Origin of the sequence: Psychrobacter sp. N25K4-3-2, assembly GCF_015351755.1 — a bacterium.
Taxonomy (GTDB): domain Bacteria; phylum Pseudomonadota; class Gammaproteobacteria; order Pseudomonadales; family Moraxellaceae; genus Psychrobacter; species Psychrobacter glaciei.
This window is the reverse complement of sequence record NZ_JADKLX010000002.1, coordinates 140,090-163,943: the sequence shown is the minus strand read 5'-3', so window position 1 is coordinate 163,943 and position 23,854 is coordinate 140,090. Positions and strand designations below refer to the sequence as shown.

Below are 23,854 nucleotides of genomic sequence, written 5' to 3'. Positions count from 1 at the left end.
TCTATTATTCTTGTATATAATAAATAGCTATGAATTAATAATAATTAGGAATATATAAGTTATAATCTAGTTGCTACAGTCAGTGAAAAGTAATATCAATACATCACGCACTGCTGATATCAATTTTTCTTGCTTGCTGTGCCTGTGCCGATAGAGGCTACAAAAAATTAATATCAGCAGTATCGTAGCGTTTTTGGGGTATTGTGACTATAACTAGTTTTGAAATTGCAATAAAAGCGCATTATTCAACAAAAAAACAGCCACCTTTTAAAAGATAGCTGTTTGTAGAGCTTGGATTTAATTCGTACCGTCAACCTTAATAAATAGCGTCAGACTAAGTACAAAAGGCTAGTCAGCGATATCAAAACGATCGGCATTCATGACCTTGTTCCAAGCACGAGCGAAATCACGAACGAATTTCTCTAAGTTATCATCCTGTGCATACAGTTCAGCATATGCGCGCAAGATAGAGTTGGAACCAAACACTAAGTCCACACGGCTAGCTTGCCATTTTATCTTGCCAGTACTGCGTTCGCGTATTTCATAGTTACCGGCAGTATCATCACCTGTTTTTAAAGGGTGCCACGTGTGGTTCATGTCTGTTAAGTTGACAAAGAAGTCGTTGGTAAGTACGCCAGCACGGTCAGTAAAGACGCCATGTTGGCTTTGACCATGATTGGTATCGAGAACTCGCATACCACCAACCAATACCACCATTTCAGGCGCGGTCAAGCCCATTAGTTGAGTGCGATCAAGCAGCATCTCTTCAGGCGATACCGCATAGTCTCGCTTGACCCAATTACGATAACCATCGTGTAAAGGCTCCAAATCTGCAAAAGATTCAGCGTCGGTCATGTCACCATCAGCATCACCACGGCCTGCTTTGAACGGTACAGTAACGTCTACGCCTGCCTCGTTCGCTGCTTGTTCGATAGCGGCATTACCAGCCAACACAATAAGATCAGCCAAACTGACGTCTTTGTCAAAACCAGACTGAATGCGTGTCAATGTCTCAAGCACACGTTGTAATTGCTCAGGCTCATTGCCTGTCCAGTCTTTTTGCGGGGCTAAGCGGATACGTGCGCCATTGGCACCGCCGCGATAGTCTGACGCGCGGAACGTACGTGCGCTGTCCCATGCTGTAATGATTAACTCACGACGACTAAGGTCACTGTCTAATATTTGCGATTTTAGCGTCACAATATCATCAGCGGTCAATTCCGTATTGCCTGTAGGAATAGGATCTTGCCATACAAAATCTTCGCTTGGCACGTCTGCACCTAAGTAGCGAGTTTTAGGACCTAAATCACGGTGAGTCAGCTTGAACCATGCTTTGGCAAATACTTCGTCAAAGTACGCAGGCTCTTGATGGAACTTTTCTGAAATCTCACGGTAGATAGGGTCTTTGATCAAAGCCATATCTGCATCAGTCATGATTGGGTTGCGGCGGACACTTGAGTCATGCGCGTCTAATGGTCGATCTTCTTCTTTGATATCAGTCGGCTCCCACTGCCATGCACCTGCTGGGCTTTTGGTCAACGCCCAGTTTTGGTTTAATAGCAACTCAAAGTAGCCATGATCCCACTGGGTAGGATTGGTCGTCCATGCACCTTCGATACCACTTGAGACGGTATCACCTGCATTGCCATTGCCTTTAGGATTGCGCCAGCCTAGACCTTGTTCAGCAACATCGGCGGCTTCTGGCTCATCTTCTAATATCGTCGCATCGCCATTACCATGACATTTACCAACAGTATGTCCGCCAGCCGTCAGTGCGACAGTTTCTTCATCATTCATCGACATACGAGCAAAGGTCGTACGCATATCTTGCGCTGTTTTGAGCGGATCAGGATTGCCATCGACACCTTCAGGGTTCACATAGATCAAGCCCATTTGTACTGCTGCTAGTGGGTTTTCGAGTGATGCACGGTCTTCATCGCTGTCATAACGGTTTTTGGTAGCAGCAAGCCATTCACGCTCAGAGCCCCAGTAGATGTCTTTTTCTGGATGCCAGATATCAGCACGACCACCAGCGAAACCTAGCGTTTTAAAGCCCATAGATTCATAAGCCATATTGCCTGCCAAAATCATCAAGTCAGCCCAAGACAGTTTATTGCCATATTTTTTCTTGATCGGCCATAATAGACGACGGGCTTTATCGAGGTTAACGTTGTCCGGCCAGCTGTTTAAGGGTGCAAAGCGTTGGTTACCTGTGTTAGAGCCGCCGCGACCATCAGCACCGCGATACGTACCAGCTGAATGCCATGCCATACGAATCATCAAGCCACCATAGTGACCCCAATCGGCTGGCCACCATTCTTGTGACTCAGTCATTAGGGTTTTTAAATCAGTTTTGACAGCTTCTAAATCAAGCTGCTTAAAAGCTTCAGCATAATCAAATTCTTCACCCATTGGATCAGTTTTTTTGTCTTGCTGATGCAATATGTCTAGGTTTAGGCTGTTTGGCCACCAATCAGTTGCAGCAGAGGCAGTGGTAGTATGTGCTTGATGCATAACTGGACAGCCGCCCATACTAGGTCGCTGCGGCGCATGCGTATGATCGACGTTTTCACTATGAATCGTCGGTCCCTTATCATCACCTTGGTCATAAGTTGTATTGGTTGGTGCATCGTTGTTGTCACTGCTGTCATGATCCATGGGGCAACGTCCAGCATCTGGTGTTGCGTTCTTATCAGCTGTGGTGGGGGTCGAGTTGGACATTGTATAGCTCCTAGGCTTTGTTGATAGATGTGTTGATAAAGAGGACAAACAGTTAATCGTGTTGACCGTTGCTTATACACAAAGCATAACCAAGTACTATGTATTTATAAAACTAATATATAAGAATCATAAGTTTTAAATAACCAATCATCAAAGTCTTGAAGTTGTCTATAGTCCGATGCACGGTTAACGCCATGACTGGGTATCAAGAATCCAACCCATGCTGATTTTATCTTGGTCTGTATAGCAAAAAAAGAATGGTTAGGTACTCTTAAAAACAAAGAGAATGTATGGAAAGATCAGGAAATTTTTACCCTTAATTACAGATTATCATATCCCCTGTTACGACTGTGAAATAGATGTCCCAGTGGAGTGCTGTCCGTGATAAGTTAATTCAGAAATATCTAGTCAAGGTAGGCGTTCTCAAGTACCATAATTGAATTTTGTGGTAATGCTCGTTTTGTGCAACGCTGAGCAATTTTTATCAATCCTTTTTGGCGACAGCTGATAGCGGATTTTTGTTATAAATGATTGATAAAAATTGTGCGCAGTTGTGTTTTTTGTCTCAAGTTTCGGTGAGTTATTATGTCTGCTGTTAAATCTGTGCCACCCAATCAGCCACTTGTCAAAAAATCCTGGGGAGAGGCTGCCAAAGCTTATCTAGATCCCCGTGTCATTATTATGTTGTTTTTGGGTTTTTCAGCGGGTATTCCGATATTGCTTATTTTTTCAAGCTTATCATTATGGCTTCGAGAAGCAGGCATCGACCGAAATGTTGTGACCATGTTTAGTTGGGCAGCATTAGGGTATTCGTTTAAGTTTATTTGGGCGCCATTGATTGATGCGCTTCCTGTGCCGTTTTTGACAAAATGGCTTGGGCGTCGCCGCAGCTGGATGGTCGTGTCGCAGCTACTCATTGTGTTGGCGATCATTTTGATGGCAAAAGTAAACCCTGTCAGTGAGGATGTTCTGGTCTATATGGCAGGCGCTGCCGTGCTGCTTGGCTTCTCTTCTGCCACACAAGATATCGTGATTGACGCTTATCGTATTGAGCTGGCACCGCCCTCTATGCAGTCGATTTTGTCTTCTATCTATGTGTCAGGCTACCGTATCGGCATGATTGTGGCTGGGGCGGGCGCATTGTATTTGGCGGATTACTTTGGCTCGAATGAGACTTTTTATAGTTATGAGGCATGGCGTAATACTTACTACATCATGGCAGGAGTCATGACATTAGGGGTGCTAACGACGTTTGCCAGCTATGAGCCAACTGCTGAGACGGTACAAACCCAAAAGCAAAAAAGCAATTTAAAAATATTCCTTGTGTACTCTGGTTTACTGCTCGTACCGGGTTTGCTGTTTGGTGTTATCTACCTGATCAATATTTTGATCAATACAGTGTTTGATAGCACGGTGGCGTTGATACCACTAATGCTGATGCCAGCTATTAAGTTTTACTTTTTGGCATTGGTCGCGTGCGCACCGTTGTTGCTACTTTACTTCATTATTAACCAGCCCAAAATCATTAATAAAGCGCCATTGGTCGCCGAGACTCGTGAAGACTACGTTAGATTAGTAGCATTGTTTGTATTTTCAGTGATTGCGTTTATCGCCGCTTATATAGTGATGGGACAAGTCCTGCCAGAGTTTGAAGGGGCGTTTGTCAGCTTCTTTGTAGAAACCTTGCATCTGCTAGTGAGCTTAGGTGTGGCAATGGCGGCAGGCTATGTGTTGGTACAAGTGGGTCTGGTCAAAAAAGAAGTGGCCATGGCCACTTGGATTGAGCCAATTTTAGATTTCTTTCGCCGTTATGGCAAAAAAGCGCTATTATTATTGTTGTTGATTGGTCTATACCGTATCTCAGATATCGTGGCAGGGGTTATCTCAAACGTCTTTTATCAGGATATGGGCTTTAGTAAGACTGATATCGCCAATGCCGTGAAACTGGTCGGTGTGATCATGGCGATTGCAGGTGGTTTCTTAGGTGGGCTATTGGCTCAGCGTTTCCGTATTATGCAAGCTATGATGATTGGTGCTATTTTAGCCTGTGCGACCAACTTACTGTTTGTGTTATTGACGTATAATCCAGGCAGTTTGCCATTCATGTATTTGGCAGTAATTTTTGATAATTTGGCCGCAGGACTTGCAAGCGCCGTATTTATTGCCTTCTTATCCGCATTGACATCCATTCGTTTTACCGCGGTACAGTATGCAATTTTTTCCTCACTGATGACGCTGATACCCAAAGTGATGGGTGGTTATTCTGGTGCCATCGTTGATAATATGGGCTATCCATTTTTCTTTATCTTTACCTTTGCTATTGGTATTCCAATTTTGGCACTGATTTACTTTGTCGATAAACACATTGTCATTGGTGATAATGATGATATTTATGGCGATGATGATAACGACAGCAATAGTGGTGGTAAGCCCTCATTAAGCAAGGTAAACCCTAGTTTAACAGATACTAAAGAGCCGCCACGTGCAACGGAGTAGTGGCAGCATCAGGTTTTTTATCTTATTTAACATGCATAATATTTTTAAGAGTTACTTATGACAGCATCGAGTATTCGTCAAATAAAGCAGCAAATTCAGCAATTGACGAATGGCGATATAGATAATCCGCTACCGTCATTTTGGTTCACTGACTGGTTGCTGTATGTCATAGATAAGCCTGCGATAGCGTTGATGACGGATGAAGATTATCAGCTGACTGATAGTGAGCTTGCTCAGTTCAACGCTGGTGTGGTGAAAATGAAGCAGGGCACACCTTTGGCTTATTTGACTGGTCATAAGGAATTTTGGTCGCTTAATTTTACTGTTAATGAGCACACGCTGATACCTAGGCCTGATACCGAGGTATTAGTAGAGCAAGTATTAAATTGGATAAATGCTCAGCCAACACATAACAGTAATAAGCGATTGTTAGATTTAGGGACAGGTTCAGGTTGTATTGCTATCAGTCTTGCCCATGAGTTAAAGCAAGCTAATTGGAAAGTCGTGGCGGTCGATTTATCGCAAGAAGCATTGAAAGTTGCTAAGCACAATGCCGTTATAAATGGTGTTGCTGATATTAAATTTGTTCAAAGCAGTTGGTATCAAGCGCTGCCTATTTGCGATCAGCCGCAGTTTGATATCATAGTGTCAAACCCTCCTTATATTGACGAGGAAGATGAGCATTTGGCAGGTCTAAAAGCTGAACCGATCAGCGCCTTGAGTGCACCCAATCAGGGTTTGGCTGATATCGAGCATATCGTCCAGCAAGCAACAAAGTATTTACGTACAGGTGGGCTACTGGCTATCGAGCATGGATATGATCAAGGTGATGCTGTTCGACAGTTATTTTTGAATAGTAATTTTGAGTCAGTAGATACCGTAAAAGATTACGGTGGTAATGATCGCGTCACGCTAGGGCAAGTTCAGTAGACAGGTTTTTTATTAGTAAACTTATTTGATTATAGGCTTTGAATGACTATGGTAGAAGCGCTGGTACAGCTATCAGATGACGAGCTGCTCCGTTACGCACGGCAGGTATTATTAAATGGTTGGGATATGGATGCTCAGCTACGATTGAAATCAGCACGCGTGGTGATGATAGGGGCAGGCGGCCTTGGTTGTCCTGCTTCTGAGACATTGGGACGTGCTGGAGTAGGCCATATCCATCTGATCGATGATGATGAGATTGAGGCCAGTAATCTACAACGTCAGACGCTGTTTTTGCCTGACGATATCGGTAAGCCCAAAGCATTGACCGCAGCAGCCATGTTAGAGCGCATCAATCCTTTAATAAAGACTCGCGGCACAGTTGCACGGTTAGATGAAGACAATGCCTATGAATTGCTCGATATAGCCTCTGGTAAGCCAGACTTGCTCTTAGACTGTACGGATAATTTTGACACACGTGACATTATCAATCGTATCAGCGTGCGCTACCAAATCCCGCTATTGTCCGCCTCAGCGATTGCTATGCAAGGTCAGCTCGCACTGTTTGAGCCTCATTTGAACACTGGTTGTTATCACTGCGTATTTGGCTCAGTGGTGCTTGACGAAGCGGCTGACGAACGTACGTGCGCCAATTCTGGTGTGCTCGCGAGTACCACTGCTGTTATGGGCAATCTTCAAGCGAATGCTGCCTTACAGTACTTAGGATTAACCAAAAATCCACTGACAAATAAGCTGTTAATATGGGATGGTAGTCAGATGCAGCAACGGCTCATGGGCTATCGTCAAGATCCACAATGTCCCGTGTGCACCAGTCATTAGCAATGACTCGATACTTAGCTTTTGTAACCATCTATCCCCAAACATTCCTTTTATTACCATAGTTGTTTCTTATGAAAATTCATCGTCCGCATTTATTAAAGCATACTTTTAATGTCGTCAATCGTGTTCGCCAAACAGCTAGCGTGGCAGGTTTATCTGCGCTGAGAGTGGCAAAAGGTGAAAAACCTGATGCCATGCTACTTAAAGAAACCTTTGAGCAGTTAGGTACGACTTATATCAAAATTGGCCAGTTTATTGCCAGTACGCCGTCATTGTTTCCACGCGACTATGTCAAGGCGTTCCAAAGTTGTTTGGATCAGACGACGCCATTATCTTTTGCATATATTGAACAGGTGCTCACAGAAGAGCTGGCGATTGATGGCATGACGCTTGATGACAAGTTTGCTCATATCGACTCAAAGCCACTAGCGTCAGCCTCCATCGCTCAAGTTCATGCAGCGCGTTTGCACAATGGTGATGAGGTGGTGCTAAAGGTGCAAAAGCCGGGCGTTGAGACCATCATGCAGACGGATTTGGGCGTATTGCATGGCGTCACTAAGTTAGTTGAGCTACTCATGCCATCGATGAAGTTTGCGAGCATTGCACCTATTATCGATGAGATTCGTTTGCGAATGCTTGCTGAGACGGACTTTATCGCCGAGGCACAAAACATCCGTGATTTTCAGCAGTTTTTAGCAGTATCAGGTAACACTCGCGTGGTCGCACCCAAAGTATATGAAGCGCTGACCACCAAGCGCGTGTTAACTATGAGCCGTTTATATGGCGTCTCTATGGTCGATGAGTCGCTCATGCGCCAATACTGCGCTGATCCTGCGCAAGTTATGGCAGATACGTTAAACACATGGTTTGCCAGCCTCATGCTGTGCAATAGCTTCCACGCTGACTTGCATGCGGGCAATTTGATGCTGCTGACTGATGGCCGTATTGGCTTTTTGGACTTTGGTATTGTCGGTAAGCTTAAAGCCGAAAGCTGGCGGGCTTGTATGGGCATGATGCAAGCCATGCAGGACAGTGACTATCAATCAATGGCACGCCATATGATTGATATGGAGATGACGCACGGTGGTAATAAAGTTGATGTGGTGGCATTGGGTAATGATTTGCAGCGTATGATGAAAACCATCATGGCGGAGGACAAAGCCTTTACCAGCGGTGTGCCTTTCAACAGCAAAGAGCAAGCCGATGAGATGAATAAAATGATGCTAGAAATCGTAGAAGTCGGTAAGCGTCATGGTATCCATTTTCCACGTGATTTTGCCTTATTGACCAAGCAGATGCTCTATTTTGACCGTTTTATGCGTACGCTTGCGCCTGATATGGATATGTTTAGTGATCAACGTGTGCAAATGCTGGGACATACAGAGATAGATGCAACCATGCCACCGGCATTAAATGTATCGTAAGTTTTTATTGTATGTTTCATTACTAACTTATCGCTGCTTTTGAATGCTTTAACACAAAGGATTGTGTGCTAATGGTCGCAAAAATGGCTCTGTCATGATGACGGCTTTTAAAAACCGTATTTTTCCTACGATTACCAACGAAGCTGCCATTGCCTGTATCGGTCTCTACTGCATGGCAGTGGTTATGGGCTATGGACGTTTTCTCTTTACCGCCACCTTACCTAATATTATGGTGCAGCTATCGTTATCGACGACGATTGCAGGCTGGTTGGCTTCAATCAATTATATTGGATACTTTATCGGCGCGCTCATTGCCATGTTCGTACCTCAGCGCGCGACATGGCAGGTCATGACGCTTTGGGTCATGGTAAGTATCGTCACAACGATGCTGCTGGTTGTGCCATCTATGTCGTTAAATTTATGGTATATCATTCGCTTGCTGGCAGGCATTGCAAGCGGTGTGGGAATGATCTTAAGCTCTTCGTTTGTGATTCAAAATCTCAGCCCTGAGCGTCGCTCTGTACTTTCGGCAGTACATTATGCAGGTATTGGTGTTGGCATTAGCGCCTCCGCCATACTGACGTGGTGGCTATTAATATTGGGTTATCATTTTGATGTGATTTGGCTAGTAGCAGGTCTTACTAGTCTGCCGCTTTTGTGGCTGCTCTATGCTATAAAACCAAGACAGTCACAGCATACTGAATCTCAGCACATTCGCGCTAAACAGCACATATCAGTGCATCAAACCTATTTAAATTTTAAGCATTCCTTATACGAAGCCGTTGTTGGTCACCATAAAGCCCTTGCGCTACTTTCTGTGAGCTATGTACTTGCTGGGTTTGGTTATATCAGTTCTGCGACTTTTTTGCCAGTGATGGCAGCGCAGCGGTTAACAGCGCAAACTTATGCTGGACTATTGATTTGGCTGGTTGTTGGTATTTTTGCCATGTTATCAAACCCCTTGTGGGGGGCACTTGCCAAGCGAATTGGGGAAACAAAAACCTTGATGGGTTTGACGGTATTGCAAGCATTTGGTATGTGCTTACCCATATGGTTCGACGGTGCGATTGGCTTGTATGGTAATGCCGCTATCTTAGGGCTAACTTTCGTTGGTATGGTATCGATGACACTCACTTTGTTTAAAAATATCAATCCTGCCTATTCTAATTTGCTGATTGCATTGGCGACACTGGCTTATGCATTGGGGCAGTTTTTAGGGCCATTGGTGACGGTGGCCTTGGCAGGGCAGGACGACAATTTCAATGCAGGGTTGCTCGTTGCTGCTATTGGACTTATTATTGGATTAATATTGCTGATATTGTTCCACCGACAGTCACCCACAAGTGCTTAAATCCTTTAGACCACGCTGCGGCTAAACACTTCTCGTAGCTCAAAACTGGTATGCACTTGAGCCACGCCTTCGATACGATTGAGCCGGTGTAATAAAAACTCCTCGTAATGCGCCATATCGCGCACTCTCACTTTAATAAGATAGTCTTCCGTGCGTCCTGTGACGATGCTACAGCTAATAACTTCCTCAAAACTCTGGACCTTGCGCTCAAACTGATCGAAACGCTCAGCCGTATGACGATCCATACTGACTGCGATAAATACGGCGAGCGGGTAGCCAAGTTTTTGCGCATCTGTTTTGGTATGATAGCCAGTGATGACACCGGTATCTTCTAAGCGTTTGATGCGGCGTGCACAAGGGGTCGCAGATAAATTGACACGCTCGGCAAGCTCAGTGATGCTCATTCGCGCTTCAGTCTGTAATAAACACAATAAACGTCTATCGGTCTCATCAATATCAGTCAATATGGGACTATCAGAATGACTACTAGGCATGGAATAGTTACTCGCTAGTGAAATAATCTAATTATATCTACAAAAACGCTTTATTTCACTAAATAAACTCTAATTATAGTGTAATAAAGCGGGTTTCTCTCTCATAAACTTTGCTATTATTAGAGTATAAGTTTTAGTTATCTCGTATGCTCAATACTGATCTAATCAGCAGCCTTATTCGCTAAAATATAAATTTCATATTACCTAAGGATTGATTATGTCTGACCAAGCCACACGCACTGTAGCCACGCCGACTGCCAAAAAGACACCAAAAAGTGCCGCTTTTGACTATCAAAAATATCGTCCATTTGCGTTTGCGCCCTCATTACCAGATCGCACATGGCCAAGCAAAACGATTGAGAAATCACCAATATGGGCAAGTGTCGATCTGCGTGATGGTAATCAGGCTTTGATCGATCCGATGACTATTGAACAAAAAATGCGCTTTTTTGAAACTTTAGTCGATGTAGGGTTTAAAGAAATCGAGATTGGTTTCCCATCAGCGGCGCAAGTTGAGTTTGATTTTGCCCGCAAACTTATTGAAGAAAACCATGTGCCTAATGATGTGACGTTGCAGGTCTTGGTACAGGCACGTGAGCATTTAATTGCCCGTACGTTTGAATCATTAAAAGGCGCAAAACGTGCTGTCGTCCATGTCTATAATTCAACCAGCCGTGTCCAACGTGAAAAAGTCTATGGCAAAGACAAAGCTGAGATTAAAGAAATTGCTATCGTAGGTGCCAAGCTATTGAAAGAATATGCGGCAAAATACCCTGAGACAGAATGGGTGTTTCAATACTCGCCAGAAAGCTTTAGCCAGACAGAGACTGAGTATGCGGTAGAAGTCTGCGATGCGGTTTGTGAAGTTTGGCAGCCGCAGAATGGTCAAGAAGTAATTTTTAATTTACCGGCGACCGTTGAAGCATCTATGCCCAATGTCTTTGCCGATCAAGTTGAGTATTTCTGTCGCCATCTTGCTATGCGCGAGCATGTGATCGTTAGTTTGCATACGCACAATGACCGTGGCTGTGCCGTTGCCGCTGCTGAGCTAGGGGTGCTTGCGGGTGCAGATCGTATTGAAGGGACGTTGCTTGGTAATGGCGAGCGTACCGGTAATATGGATATTATGGTCATGGCGATGAACTTATTTAGCCAAGGTATTGATCCTGAGCTTGATTTTAGCAATATGAGTGAAATCGTCCAAGTGGTCAGCGAATGCAATAACTTGCCGCTGCATCCACGTCATCCTTATGTTGGTGAATTGGTCTTTACTGCCTTCAGTGGCTCACATCAAGATGCCATCAAAAAATCTCTCGATTATAATGAGCAACATACAGACCAAACCGATAACGTTTGGGATGTGGCGTATCTACCTATTGATCCAGCGCACATTGGTCGCAGTTACCAAGATGTGGTACGTATCAACAGCCAGTCTGGCAAAGGTGGGGTCGCTTATATCTTGCAACGCAATTATGGCTTTAACTTGCCACGTTGGATGCAAATTGACTTTAGCCGCGTGGTTCAGCAGCAAGCCGAAACAGTGGCGCGCGAATTACAAAATGATGAAATCTTACAGACCTTTGAGGACACCTATTTGCGTCAAGGCAGCTTTGAGCTACTAGACTACAGCGTGAACAATAAAGGTGGGCAGGTTTATTTTAACGGTCAAGTACAGATGAATGGCGATACCATTACTATCGATGGCACGGGTAATGGTCCATTATCCTCATTTATCAATGGTCTTGCTCAGCATACTGGCAAGTCGCTACATATCATCAATTATGCTGAGCACGCGATCAATCCGCAGCACAATAGCGGTAATGGCATCGATGATGATAACAATCGTGATAACAAAACCAATGCCAATGCTGCCGCTTACATTCAATTGAATGTTGATGGCGAGGTGTACTCTGGTATTGGCACCTGTAGCAGCACGGTATCAGCGATGTTGAAAGGGGCATTATCTGCCTTTGCTCAAGCATTAAATACTACGGCTGCTTAATAGCTCAACAGTAGTACATAGCGCGCTAGTAGCGTTAATACTGCCCACGCATAACGTCATGGTTCTTTACGATTCGTCAGAGAGAACCATGGCGTTATTGTTTGAGTGGTTAAAACAGACACGGGTGATAAAATAATTAATAAGCTATTAGATTCCGTGTGTCATAAACCCAATAGCATAATGTTACTTGTGTTTTTGGTGTCTAAGACTTACGCTAATGTGCGTATTGCTCAATTATTATAAATAAAAAGGTTGATTATGGAACCGATATCATTTGCTTCATTTACATTGGCCTCTATTCTGGCTTCCTTGCCAGTGAATGGCGAAGTAGTTAGTAAGCCGACGATTACGACGCATATTAGTCCTGCCATTGCTGGACAATGGGAAATAGACTTAGACAGTAGTATGACCATGACTAAAGAGGCTGAGGCTAGGCAAGCGGCATTGGTAGACACGCCAGCAAGCAAAGGTGATGAGCCAAAAATAAATGCTGGTACAGACGGTGGGATTCTTACACAAAGCGAAGAGCGTGTTCTTAATATTCAGCCGAACTCCCGCAATAATTTAATGGCGTCAGCGTTGGCTTCCAATCAATGCCGTGAGTTATATAACTTTGGTGCCGACAATGAAATGTGGGCTGTCAGTGGTGAAGAATGGACGTACGGTCGCTATCTGGTCACTCATCGCGAAGAAGGTTTACCCGTTATTGCCATTCGAACGGTATATGACAATAATGAAGTAGACTGCTCTGGTAATAAGATTGATCAAACTGATGAAGCGCTGATAGCATTTTTGAACCATGATGGCAACCAAATGCAGTGGTGCGCTGACCCTGATGGCAGAGAATGCTTTATGAACTTCAACAGAGTATTGCCATAATGTTTGATACATTCTATTGACATTATTATCTATAAAGAAAATTAAATTTTATGTGAGCCCATTAAAAAACCCGCTATCTTAATAGATAGCGGGTTTTTTAATTCTATTTATCAGGTCTGTTTACCAAGTCTATTTATCGACGCTAAATGATGATTTTACTCATTATCGTTATACAAAAATAAAGTGGCAAACTAAGACTTTGATTTGGCTTTGTGTGCTGTTAATAATTCTCTTTCTAGATAGTGAATGTTTTGTGCTTCTTGTACAAAACTATCATCCGCTAATATCACGTCACGATGTAAAGGAATATTGGTTTTGATGCCCTCAATCACCAATTCATCAAGCGCGTGTAGTGTCTTAGAGATGGCTTGCTGGCGAGTTTGACCATGACAGATAAGCTTGCCTATCAACGAATCATAATACGTCGGTATCTCATACCCAGGATACAAATGCGAATCAAATCGAACGCCAGCACCACTTGGGGCAAACAACTGATTGACGGTACCAGGACATGGCATAAAGGTCGCTGGATCTTCAGCATTGATACGGCACTCAATCGCATGACCTTGAATTTCAATCTCGCTTTGGCGGTAAGACAAGCCGTAACCTGCGGCAATTTTTAGCTGCTCAACGACGACGTCGATACCCGTAATCATCTCAGTAACGGGATGCTCTACCTGTACCCGAGTGTTCATTTCAATAAAGAAAAACTCGTTGTTTTCGAATAAAAACTCAAACGTACCGGCACCCCGATACTTGACCAGCTCGCAAGCTTTGACACATGCCCTTAAGATAGGCTCGCGCACATCATCAGGGATATCGGGCGCAGGTGCTTCTTCTAGGACTTTTTGATGACGACGTTGTAATGAGCAATCACGGTCATACAGATGAATCGCATTACCATTGCCATCGCCCAGCACTTGTACTTCGACATGACGTGGGTTTTGTAGATAGCGTTCCATATAGACGGTATCATCACCAAACCATAGCTCAGCTTCTTGTTTTGCTGCTTGTACTTGTCCGATGACCTCTTCAAAGCGCTCAACCACACGCATCCCACGACCACCACCACCAGACGCCGCCTTGATCAATAGGGGAAAACCAATGTTGCGTGCTTGTTCTTCCGCATTGTGCAAGGTCACCGCTCCAACAGAGCCGGGCACGGTAGGTACACCTGCTTTTTTCATGGCATTAATAGCGGAGACTTTATTGCCCATGAGTCGGATATGATCGGCATTAGGGCCAACAAAGGTTAGGCCTGCTTCTTCAACACGCTCAGCGAATTCGGCGTTTTCGGACAAAAAACCATAACCGGGATGGATAGCATCAGCACCAGAGATTTCTGCTGCGGTTAAAATAGTATTGATATCAAGATAGCTTTGATTGGCATTTGGCTTGCCGATACAAATGGCCTCATCAACAAAACGCAGGTGCATCAAATTGGCGTCAGCCGTTGAGTAGACGCCTACGGTTTCGATTCCTAGCGCTTTACACGCACGAACGATGCGTAGTGCGATTTCACCTCTATTGGCGATGAGCAGTTTTTTTATCATGGGGTCATCCTTGTCGAAGCGGTAGTTAACGATTCACTCGCTATGCCAGTCATCGATTGCCATCATCAAATGCAATGGTGGGGCGCGATGAGCAATAACGAGATATCAATCATAACGAAGTAAAGGTTGGCGAATATTATTACGCTTTGTAGCGAATCATAGGCTGGCCAAACTGTACGACTTCAGAGTTATCTACCAAAATTTCGTCAACGACACCACTTTGAGTCGCTTCAAGAGGGTTCATGATTTTCATGGCTTCGATAATGCCAAGCGTATCACCCGCTTGCACCTTTTGTCCGACTTTCACAAATGGTGGATCATTCGGGCTAGGCGCTGAATAATACACGCCAACCATTGGTGAGGTTTCAACGCTACCAGCTTTTATGGCTGGTTTTGTGTCAGCAGCAGCAGGCGCTACTCCAGCAGCAGGCGCAGCCATCATTGTTGGTGCTGGCGTATCATAATGCCTTGTCAGACTAATATGCTCATCATCCGAACTGATTTCTAAATTGACCAGTTCACTTTCTTCCATGAGGGCGATTAGGGTACGTATTTTTTCAATATCCATAGTTTTTATAATGCCTTGTACTAAATTCAAGAAATAGTGTAACGAAATATTGTCTAAGTAATTGCTAATGATACCTAGATTCATGGCAATGAGCAATCAATGTACAGTTGTTAACTGAGAAATTTTACATATTTTGACGTAAGCTTTTCTTATGAGTAAGAAATCATCAGTGATTTATCATAGTCTATGTGGCCAAGTAGTGCCAGCATTGGTTACTAGACACTACGATTAGAGAAGAATGATATAGTCAATCCTATATAAGTTGGATACGGTGTCAGCCTTGCTTAGTCTACTAATTGTAGTACTTTCGCTAGCCTTCCTTGTATCCAAATTATATTGAACCGACTATATTGAACCGACTATAGCAACTTTAAGCCCAAAGTATCGTGAGGCGCTTTTGTTGATAGCGTAGACGAAGGGTGAGCAGGATAGAGGATAAAAACAAACCCGTGATCAATGCCATCCAAAACCCTTGCGCGCCCACATCCGTGAAACGCACCAAATAGATGCCAAGTGGCAAGGCAACCAACCAATAGCAAAATAGCGTCACCCACATCGGTATCGTGGTGTCTTGCATACCGCGTAGTATCCCCGCAATGTTGACCTGCCAGCCATCAAATAGTTGGTAAGCAAGGGCAAAGATGAGGAGGTGCATGGCTTGCGCTCTGACTTCTACATTGTCCGTGAACGCGGCTGCCAGTTGTGGGCGGAATAGCCAAATTCCAAGCATACAAACGATGGCAATGAGCACGGTCCAGATAAGTCCAGTCGCTTGTACATGGCGCAGCGCCAGCAGGTTCTTTTCACCAAAGCGATTGGACACCATAATGGTCAGAGCCATGGCAACCGAGATGGGTATCATAAACAGCTGCGATGTCACCGCCAGCGCCACTTGATGCGAGGCAGTTGCCAGCTCACCCAATGGACTGATGACCAGTGCGCCTAAGCTAAATAGACTGGCCTCAAAGAAGATTGAGATGCCAATCGGGATACCAAGCTTGAGCAGTTTTTTTATCTGTGTGCGATTGGGTCTGGCAAAACTATAAAAGAAGCGCGTACTGGCAAATTGCTGGCGCTTAGTAAAGCTGGTATAAGCGACGAGCAATAAGACGTTTATCCATAATACTAATGCCGTTGCGACCCCGCAGCCAGCGCCGCCCATTTCTGGCATGCCAAACAGACCATGGATAAAGATATAGTTGAGCGGGATATCTGCGATCAGGCCAATGATACTAATCACTGTCACCGGCTCAGGGCGCCCAAGCGCCTCGCAATAACTGCGTAGGACGGCATAGACTGCCAGTGCAGGAAAACCAAACGACACCCCATGTAAATACTGCGACGCTATCGGTTGGATATTTTCGGGGACGCCCATGACACCAAGGACATTGGGTGCAAGGTTGACAATAATAAACCCAAGAATCCCAATCACACCTGCTGTCCACAAGGATTGCTGAGTGATATGTGGTACTTGGTTGTGTTTATTCTGTCCTATAGCTTCCCCAATGAGAGGGGTGGTGGCGATTAAAATACCCGTGGCTAATAAGAACAGTGGCAGCCAAATACCAGAGCCAACAGCGACCGCTGCCAAGTCGAGGGCAGAAACTTGACCTGCCATGATAGCATCGACGACACCCAGTGCTGCTTGGCAAAACTGAGTAATCAAGATGGGTAAGGCGAGCACGCCCAAACGTAAACTGTAGCTTTTAAAATCGGTAAAGGATATTGGCAAAGCCATAATTAGCAACTTTTCATAATTCGCGGTGGTTAGTGTTGATAGACAAATACTGTCATCGACCACTCAATAACGAGACAGCAACAGTGGCGTTGTACTGACAATAAATAAGACAAGCAATTCGATAAGTAAAGCTACTTAAATAAAAATAACCCGTCAATCCAAGTGATAGATTGACAGGTCATAAGTAGATAAGATGGTAAAGAAGCCAGACTGGGATGTCAACGTTTTAGAAAGGTTTTATGGCGCTTAGTAACATCCATCACGTGGGTTAAACCTAGGGCGTGTCTTCAATTTCACTCGATAGTCATCTGAATGGGCTAAAAATGGCTAAATCTTGCCAAACATCGTCAAATAGCTGGTTAATGTCCCGATATTATCTGCACTATTTTTCTTGTTTGACGGCAATTTATCTCATTTTTATCACCATTTTTGAAATGAAGATACGCCCTAGGCTTCTACAAGAAAGTCTATTATATGGCCAAAATCTATCGGGATTCTGGCAAATCTTGTACCACTGCTTGATAGCCGATCAAGGTGTTATTAGCATCGAACGCTTGCACTACGATGGCGTAGTTGGTCGAGCTGTTTGGAATCACCGGTGTAAATTGCGTTTCAAGGTTGCTCAACACAAGGTTTTGGACGTAACCGTTAGCACCAGACTCGGCTTTATTAACATCAATTTGACTGACCAATACATGCTGAGTATCGATCGGATTCTGCCAAGTAACGGTTTTTTGGCTACCATTGCCCGTTACATCGAGGTTCATCTTGCCAAGGTCGTAATCGAGCGCGTAAGTGGTGAAATTGGAGCGATTGCTTAGGGTATAAGTCACCTTGCAGTTGTCTTCACCGCTGGACAGTTTTTGCCCGCCTAAACCGTCTAGGTATTCAAAACTGCCTTTCCACGGTGAGCCAGCTTGTTTTTCCTCAAAGCTCCCTGCAAAAGTAGTGAGTAAGTTTGGCGTCTCTAACCCTAAGTCACTGACATACTTGACATCCAAAAACTCTAAGGTATCGAGGCTACCCGTGACTTTTCCAGCGATATAGTTGTCGATTTTGAGCGCTGAGTTTATGCCTAAAGCATTATTTTCTTGGCAAGCTTGCTGCTGATAACTAAAGCTGCCATCGACGCTACCCGCACCTTGATTACTGATGTCGAAGTAGACCGCACCGATATCGATGTCATTATTATCACCGTCGTTTAGCTCGACGAAGTGTCCGACATAGAGACCGCCGCGTCCGCCTTCTGGAGTGAGCTTGTCTAAGAAGTTGTCAAATGACTCCTCTGGTAAAAATACAGATTCTAAAATCTCTGCCATACTCTTTTCGTCATCGGTCAGCTTATCTTCGGCCTCTTTATACTTTTCTTTGACCTTGTCTTCTATACGATCGTATTCATCTTTAACCTGATCTTCTACACGGTCATACTCTTCTTTGATCTTATCGCTATCACTGCCGCAAGCACTCAGCGTTAGGCCGAGCATACTAACGGTTAATAAAGACAATACTAGTTTGGGTGCGCTCATAAACGAGTCCTGATGATTAAAATATGACGGTTACAAAAAGGTAGAATATTGCTGTTGGGTATATAGTTTTTTATTTGGGCTGATAAATATAGCAAAATTTAAAAGGCAAACGCATGAATAAGTGTTAATTGATGTCATAGAAAACATACGCAATGGTTACAGTGCAAGATTGTTATTGTCGGATATCAAATTAAGCGTTTCTGCCATATCGATGATAGCCTGCCAGTGTTTGGGTTCTAGAGGAATAACGGTTAACTGCTGACAGCCTTTTCTAAGCAGCAATGAGTCCTCAAGTGCGGGCAAAAACTTGAGCTCTAATAAGGGTAAGACCTCTATAAATGCCTGCTCAAAGGTGACATCTACCATGTACCATCGTGGCTCATCTTCGGTGGCGATAGGGTCGTAATGACGATGTTCGGGATGAAACTGGGTGGGGTCGGGATAGCCCGCTTGACTGACGGTCATAATGCCAGCAACGCCAGAGGGTTTGGCGCTAGAGTGATAAAAGAATACCTTATCACCGACTTGCATGTCATCGCGCATAAAATTACGGGCACGATAGTTGCGCACACCATCCCAACCTTCTGTGCCTAAACGCTGCAAGTCCTGAATACTAAAAAACTTTGGGTTTGATTTCATAAGCCAATAGGCCATATCTTGTATTCCTTTATTGGTATCGTCAGTTCAGAATAAAATCGATATATTGCCAGTTAGGTGTGACTGGTATAAATTTTCCTTGCTTGCTGCTATTACAGAGGCGACGAAAAATTCAGCCCAGTCACACTGTCTCTTTTTTAAAGTGAATCTACTATAGCGGTGGTTTATTAACGACCAATTTCTGTGAGTAATGGTTATATTGCCTGTCAGATGCCAGTATTAACATAGATTTTGTGAGTGGTTTTGTGAGTTATTTTGTTGTCATGATGCTTTTCATTAAGGCCTCTAACCGTTATCCTAGCGATACTTTTTATAGCTATAGTCAATCCTACATACCAAATAAGACTAATGCCTTCGATTTTACCAATAGCGATGCTCATATGACTGATATAAACGTGATGAATATTCCGTTAGCACTTTACATTCACATTCCATGGTGTGTAAAGAAGTGCCCTTATTGCGACTTTAATTCGCACGAGCTACCGATAGACAGTCAGCTATCGATGTATGACGAATATGTGGATGCCTTGTTATTAGATGCTCAAATGCAGCAGTCGTTGACTCAAGGGCGTGAGATTGGCTCGATATTTATTGGCGGTGGGACGCCGTCGCTGCTGCCGATTGAGCAGTATCAACGTTTATTCGCTGGATTGCGTGCGTGTTTTATATTCGCAGATGATATTGAGGTTACGATGGAGGCCAATCCGGGTACGCTTGAACACGCGCCATTTGCTCAGTATCTGGATGTCGGTATCAATCGCTTGTCAATTGGTGTGCAAAGCTTCGCTGCGGATAAGCTCAAAACCCTCGGGCGCATACACGATCCCAAGCAAGCATTATCAGCGATTAAGGCGGCACGGAGTGCTGGGTTTGAACGCGTCAATGTCGACTTGATGCATGGCTTGCCGCAGCAAAATTTGGTCGAAGCATTGAACGATATTCAAACCGCGCATAATGCTGGTGCGACGCATATCTCTTGGTATCAGCTAACGATTGAGCCTAACACGGTGTTTTATCGCAGTCAGCCTATTTTGCCAGATGAGGACAGTCTCGCTGATATTGAGCAAGCCGGTCAGGCATTGCTACAGCAATTGGGTTATGACAATTATGAAGTGTCGGCATGGTCTGGTGCTTCCGATAAGCCATGCCGCCACAATGTCAATTACTGGCAGTTTGGGGATTATTTGGCGATTGGGGCAGGTGCTCATGGCAAGGTGACTGTAAAAAAACATGAAGGGCAAGTCAGTGAGTTAGTAGCAGAATCAGGTATTTATCGTTTTAGTAAGTCACGTTTACCCAAGGATTATATCGACTATCAAGATATAACTGAGACATCTCATGACAGCCAAAACTTTCCAAAAATGATTGGTTGGCAACAGATTGCTAGTGACGAATTGGTGAGCGAGTTCATGCTAAATGCACTACGTCTGCACGATGGTGTGTCGTGGGCACTGTTTGAGGATCGAACAGGACTTTGCTATGACAGTGTCGCTGGGCAAGTAGATAAGCTAGTCAAGCAAGGGTTACTCGTAGATGATCGTCAGCAGCTAAAGCCAACAGTATTAGGCAGCAGGTATCTAAACCAAATATTAAGAGCGTTCTTATAACAGGACTTTGCTCGTTTTAAAGATGCTGCAAAATGATTGCTCAACAAGATAAAATATGGAAACAAAAAAAGGCTTACCAAATAAATGGTAAGCCTTTCAAAAACAAGTCTAATGAATTAATAATTAGATTTTGTTTTGAACTTCTTGAGCACTACCAGTTACAGCATCACCGGCGCCAGATACGTCTTGACCTAGACCTTTAAAAGTGTTGCAACCAGTCAATACAAACATAGCCGTCAAAGATGCAATGATTAATTTTTTCATAATAATTCCTCAAAATAAATGGGTAGTTATAAGTAACAGCAGCGACGCTAAGCAGATTGCTTAAGCCTCACTGAAGGATTACAGGATACGATAACAATGTGTATATATTATCTCGCAATCCAGTAGAGCCATCATAAAGAAAGTTAAAATATATGCCCAGTATCAAAATGTAATTTTTGCCAGTAAACTGTAACTTTTAATTACGCTTGATATATATATTCTATTCAAGATAACTTTCATATAAAGACAACGAGCGAAGCTACTAACAATAGTAGACTAAGCCAGCCTGATACCAAGTTCTATTTATATAAAATTTGCTAGAGAATTAAAATAATGTTATTCAGACAATTGATGGAGTGATAATGACTATTCATATCGTGCTGGTAGCACCCAAAATGCCTAGTAATACTGGCAATATTATTCGTTTATGCGCCAATAGTGGGGCGCAGTTACATTTGGTGAAGCCTTTAGGATTTGAGCTGGACGACAAGAAGCTACGCCGTGCAGGATTGGATTACCATGAGTATGCCCACCTGCAGGTACATGACGATTGGGCAGCTGCTAGGCAAGCGCTCATAGCATCGGACTGTCATATCATCACAGCATTGACTACCAAGCTGAGCAAGCCATTTTATGATTATAATTTTAGTGGGCAGGTCACTGGTGATGATGGTGGAAAAAATGCGCTGACATCGCCACCTAACATCGCCCTAGTCTTCGGCTCTGAGACAGCAGGGCTGGCAGATGACATTCGTGAAAGTATTGGTGCCGATCATTGGTTACGCTTGCCCATGCTGGCAGATTCACGCAGTTTGAATCTGTCCAATAGTGTGGCGATATGCTTATATGAGATATGGCGTCAGCAGGGTTTTGTGGGTGATGAAGGTCGCAGTGTTGGTTATGACACTCTGACAGTATACGACCCTAAATAGCGGTTAATATACTTATTGATTCTGATTGGAAGTCATGTTTTAAACCTCCAAATTCGGATAGCAATCAGTGTGACTCTATAAACAGTTAGGCGGTTTGGGCAATCCAGCGAGACGATTGACGTGACGCGCGACCAATCCAGTATTAAATAGTTGCTGCAACTTTTGATTGCTTATATCCTGCTCAGGCAAGGTTTTCTGTAGCCATTTAATGAGCGGACGCGTGGCAGGCGCGTGATTGAATTTGACAAAAAAGGCGCGCACCTGTTGTAAAATCTCTAGATGTTCAGCAATCAAGTTGATATCCAGTGTATTTGCCAGCTGCTGCGCAATCGCAGGCGACCAAATAGTGTGATCACATAAATGACCGTCTTGATCTAAGGCGATATCGGTTGTCGCCATCGTAGTAGGTATAGGTATAGGCATAGTCATAAGGCAGTGGTCACCACTTTATCAAATTGGCTGTCTTGAGTCAGCTCGACCCATTCTTCATCCGTTAAAATACGGGTCAATTTGCTCTCTAAATTTAGCTTGCCAGTAGTGTTTTCTGTTAACTGCGCTATGTCATCTGCTAAGGCATAAATACCCGCAATGCCATCTATCTCACTGTCATTCAAATAAGCATTGAGCCAGTCAATAAAAGCGACAGTTGTGCCTAGTAGTAGAATACTGTCACCTGTGTGCCAAGTGCGTGATATCTCTTCTGTGCTGCGTCTGAGCTTGTCCATGCTGCTATGTAATTGATATAAAGTTGCCATAAAAGTATCCGATTACGTGCTTTGTTATTTTATAAGTCTAAATTCTGTAGCGATTTAAAAGGCCAGTATCTGCTCAAAGTCTTGTGAATTGATGACCTCTGGCACTAGTGTAAGCTGTGATGCCAAATCAGTCGGCAACATACCGGTGAGCCAGCCACTGAATACATCCTCAGGTAGCCAAGCGGCTGGCATATCATACAGCTCAAGCGACTGAATCATGCCGTGCAGCCGCGAGTCAGATTGCATCAATAAGCCAAAAACAGGGGCATCTAAGTACAGCTGGATGTCGTGTCCAAACGTTGCCAAGGTTAAAGCGAGGGCACAACCTTCATAACTTGCCATTTCTGTTGGTGTACGCAGCTGAATCAATAATTTCATGGTCTATTCCAAAAGTTGTTCGTCACAAGCAGTCGTCGTCAAAGCAGTCGCTGTTAATAATGCGCTGCTAGAATTGTATGAGGCGACAATTGCTTTGCATCATCATTGCCAGCTCACTGAGTCCCACTAACGTAAACTCTTTCGCAAGATTGTCACCGTCAAGCCGATGGCGAGTACCGTTTTCGCTATCACTAATCCCACGACTGAGCGCAGTACTGACACAGACGGGCAAGGGTAACTGATAATGGTCAGCCAGATTTTTCCATTCTTGGGTCAGGTTAATTTGCTCAGCTGACTGCCAGCGCAATCGATTGGCTATATGAGCTGAGTCCCCATAAAAAAAGACATTGAGCAGTGGTTGTTCAGTGGTAGCATTATCGCTGCTGCCTGTACTATTAGTGTCATTGTCTTCAATATCATGACTATTGGCTGCGCTCTTTAAGTAAGCGCGTGCGTAACGTAACGCCAAGTGTGCCAATGGATGACTAGGGTCAGCAGTAATCAGTAATAGTGGGGTAGTGGTCGTCATAAGGCGCGGTATCACATATTATAAATAAGAGTTTAAAAATTATGGCCGAGTTGTTATAAATGCTTTGTATAAAGAAATTTGGTCATTATTATTATAGTGCTTGTGTGCAAATTTGCGTGACAGAAAACAGAGTTTATACTGATAATGCGACATACAGCGGATCATACTGTCACATCTAGGGCTTGTCATCCTTTAGATTGTGCGTCTTAAAAT

At 43.9% G+C, this 23,854-nt stretch carries 21 protein-coding genes; 9 read left to right on the top strand and 12 right to left on the bottom strand.

Annotated features, from left to right (window positions below; all coding sequences use genetic code 11):
• Window positions 1-348: 348 nt before the first annotated feature.
• Window positions 349-2,532: a catalase/peroxidase HPI gene (gene katG, locus IOD06_RS05745; protein WP_194620410.1), complete on the bottom strand. Its 2,184-nt coding sequence runs from the start codon at window positions 2,530-2,532 to the stop codon at window positions 349-351.
• Window positions 2,533-3,306: 774 nt separating this feature from the next.
• Between katG and IOD06_RS05740 the strand changes: the two genes are divergently transcribed.
• The 5 genes from IOD06_RS05740 (at window position 3,307) to IOD06_RS05720 (ending at window position 9,759) form a co-directional block, all read left to right on the top strand.
• Window positions 3,307-5,217, top strand: coding sequence for an MFS transporter (locus tag IOD06_RS05740; RefSeq protein ID WP_194619860.1), 1,911 nt, complete (start codon window positions 3,307-3,309; stop codon window positions 5,215-5,217).
• A gap of 57 nt (window positions 5,218-5,274) precedes the next feature.
• Entirely contained in the window at window positions 5,275-6,147 is an 873-nt protein-coding gene (gene prmC, locus IOD06_RS05735; RefSeq protein ID WP_194619858.1) for a peptide chain release factor N(5)-glutamine methyltransferase, read from the top strand.
• Window positions 6,148-6,189: 42 nt separating this feature from the next.
• Window positions 6,190-6,984: a HesA/MoeB/ThiF family protein gene (locus tag IOD06_RS05730; RefSeq protein WP_194619856.1), complete on the top strand. Its 795-nt coding sequence runs from the start codon at window positions 6,190-6,192 to the stop codon at window positions 6,982-6,984.
• A gap of 71 nt (window positions 6,985-7,055) precedes the next feature.
• Complete coding sequence (locus IOD06_RS05725; RefSeq protein WP_189584921.1) at window positions 7,056-8,408, top strand: AarF/ABC1/UbiB kinase family protein; 1,353 nt, start codon at window positions 7,056-7,058, stop codon at window positions 8,406-8,408.
• 94 nt (window positions 8,409-8,502) lie between these two features.
• Window positions 8,503-9,759, top strand: a complete 1,257-nt coding sequence (locus IOD06_RS05720) for a YbfB/YjiJ family MFS transporter (RefSeq protein ID WP_194619854.1) — start codon at window positions 8,503-8,505, stop codon at window positions 9,757-9,759.
• A gap of 5 nt (window positions 9,760-9,764) precedes the next feature.
• On the opposite strand, the gene IOD06_RS05715 is transcribed toward IOD06_RS05720, so the two are convergent.
• The gene (locus IOD06_RS05715) at window positions 9,765-10,253 is read right to left on the bottom strand and encodes an Lrp/AsnC family transcriptional regulator (RefSeq protein ID WP_194619852.1); all 489 of its coding nucleotides are present in this window, start codon (window positions 10,251-10,253) and stop codon (window positions 9,765-9,767) included.
• Between the two features lie 217 nt (window positions 10,254-10,470).
• On the opposite strand from IOD06_RS05715, the gene leuA reads away from it, so the two are divergent.
• Window positions 10,471-12,255, top strand: coding sequence for a 2-isopropylmalate synthase (gene leuA, locus IOD06_RS05710; protein ID WP_194619850.1), 1,785 nt, complete (start codon window positions 10,471-10,473; stop codon window positions 12,253-12,255).
• 258 nt (window positions 12,256-12,513) lie between these two features.
• Window positions 12,514-13,134 (top strand): hypothetical protein, encoded by a 621-nt coding sequence (locus tag IOD06_RS05705; protein ID WP_194619848.1) that lies wholly within the window; start codon window positions 12,514-12,516, stop codon window positions 13,132-13,134.
• A 191-nt stretch (window positions 13,135-13,325) separates the two neighbouring features.
• Here the strand turns inward: IOD06_RS05705 and accC are convergent, their stop codons facing one another.
• The 5 genes from accC to IOD06_RS05680 form a co-directional block, all read right to left on the bottom strand.
• Complete coding sequence (gene accC, locus IOD06_RS05700) at window positions 13,326-14,687, bottom strand: acetyl-CoA carboxylase biotin carboxylase subunit (protein ID WP_194619846.1); 1,362 nt, start codon at window positions 14,685-14,687, stop codon at window positions 13,326-13,328.
• Between the two features lie 139 nt (window positions 14,688-14,826).
• Window positions 14,827-15,255: an acetyl-CoA carboxylase biotin carboxyl carrier protein gene (accB, locus tag IOD06_RS05695; protein ID WP_194619844.1), complete on the bottom strand. Its 429-nt coding sequence runs from the start codon at window positions 15,253-15,255 to the stop codon at window positions 14,827-14,829.
• Between the two features lie 370 nt (window positions 15,256-15,625).
• Complete coding sequence (locus IOD06_RS05690) at window positions 15,626-16,993, bottom strand: MATE family efflux transporter (protein WP_194619842.1); 1,368 nt, start codon at window positions 16,991-16,993, stop codon at window positions 15,626-15,628.
• Between the two features lie 485 nt (window positions 16,994-17,478).
• Window positions 17,479-18,519 carry a hypothetical protein gene (locus IOD06_RS05685; protein ID WP_194619840.1) on the bottom strand — a complete coding sequence of 347 codons (1,041 nt, stop codon included), beginning with the start codon at window positions 18,517-18,519 and terminating at the stop codon, window positions 17,479-17,481.
• A gap of 156 nt (window positions 18,520-18,675) precedes the next feature.
• A complete protein-coding gene (locus tag IOD06_RS05680) occupies window positions 18,676-19,173 on the bottom strand; it encodes an EVE domain-containing protein (protein WP_194619838.1) in 498 nt (165 codons plus the stop codon).
• A gap of 383 nt (window positions 19,174-19,556) precedes the next feature.
• On the opposite strand from IOD06_RS05680, the gene hemW reads away from it, so the two are divergent.
• Window positions 19,557-20,783, top strand: coding sequence for a radical SAM family heme chaperone HemW (gene hemW, locus IOD06_RS05675; protein ID WP_194619836.1), 1,227 nt, complete (start codon window positions 19,557-19,559; stop codon window positions 20,781-20,783).
• A gap of 123 nt (window positions 20,784-20,906) precedes the next feature.
• Here hemW and IOD06_RS05670 read toward each other — a convergent pair whose 3' ends face one another.
• On the bottom strand, window positions 20,907-21,047 hold the full coding sequence (locus tag IOD06_RS05670; RefSeq protein ID WP_189584958.1) for an entericidin A/B family lipoprotein: 141 nt from the start codon (window positions 21,045-21,047) through the stop codon (window positions 20,907-20,909).
• Window positions 21,048-21,409: 362 nt separating this feature from the next.
• Between IOD06_RS05670 and IOD06_RS05665 the strand changes: the two genes are divergently transcribed.
• Window positions 21,410-21,979: a tRNA (cytidine(34)-2'-O)-methyltransferase gene (locus IOD06_RS05665; RefSeq protein WP_194619833.1), complete on the top strand. Its 570-nt coding sequence runs from the start codon at window positions 21,410-21,412 to the stop codon at window positions 21,977-21,979.
• A gap of 75 nt (window positions 21,980-22,054) precedes the next feature.
• Here the strand turns inward: IOD06_RS05665 and IOD06_RS05660 are convergent, their stop codons facing one another.
• From IOD06_RS05660 to tusD, 4 genes are all read right to left on the bottom strand, one after another.
• Complete coding sequence (locus tag IOD06_RS05660) at window positions 22,055-22,408, bottom strand: TusE/DsrC/DsvC family sulfur relay protein (protein WP_194619831.1); 354 nt, start codon at window positions 22,406-22,408, stop codon at window positions 22,055-22,057.
• Complete coding sequence (locus IOD06_RS05655; RefSeq protein ID WP_189584967.1) at window positions 22,405-22,734, bottom strand: hypothetical protein; 330 nt, start codon at window positions 22,732-22,734, stop codon at window positions 22,405-22,407. Before IOD06_RS05655 ends, IOD06_RS05660 begins: the two co-directional genes overlap by 4 nt.
• A 54-nt stretch (window positions 22,735-22,788) precedes the next feature.
• The gene (locus tag IOD06_RS05650) at window positions 22,789-23,112 is read right to left on the bottom strand and encodes a hypothetical protein (RefSeq protein ID WP_194619829.1); all 324 of its coding nucleotides are present in this window, start codon (window positions 23,110-23,112) and stop codon (window positions 22,789-22,791) included.
• Window positions 23,113-23,179: 67 nt separating this feature from the next.
• Window positions 23,180-23,641 carry a sulfurtransferase complex subunit TusD gene (gene tusD / locus IOD06_RS05645; RefSeq protein WP_194619828.1) on the bottom strand — a complete coding sequence of 154 codons (462 nt, stop codon included), beginning with the start codon at window positions 23,639-23,641 and terminating at the stop codon, window positions 23,180-23,182.
• Window positions 23,642-23,854 lie beyond the last annotated feature (213 nt).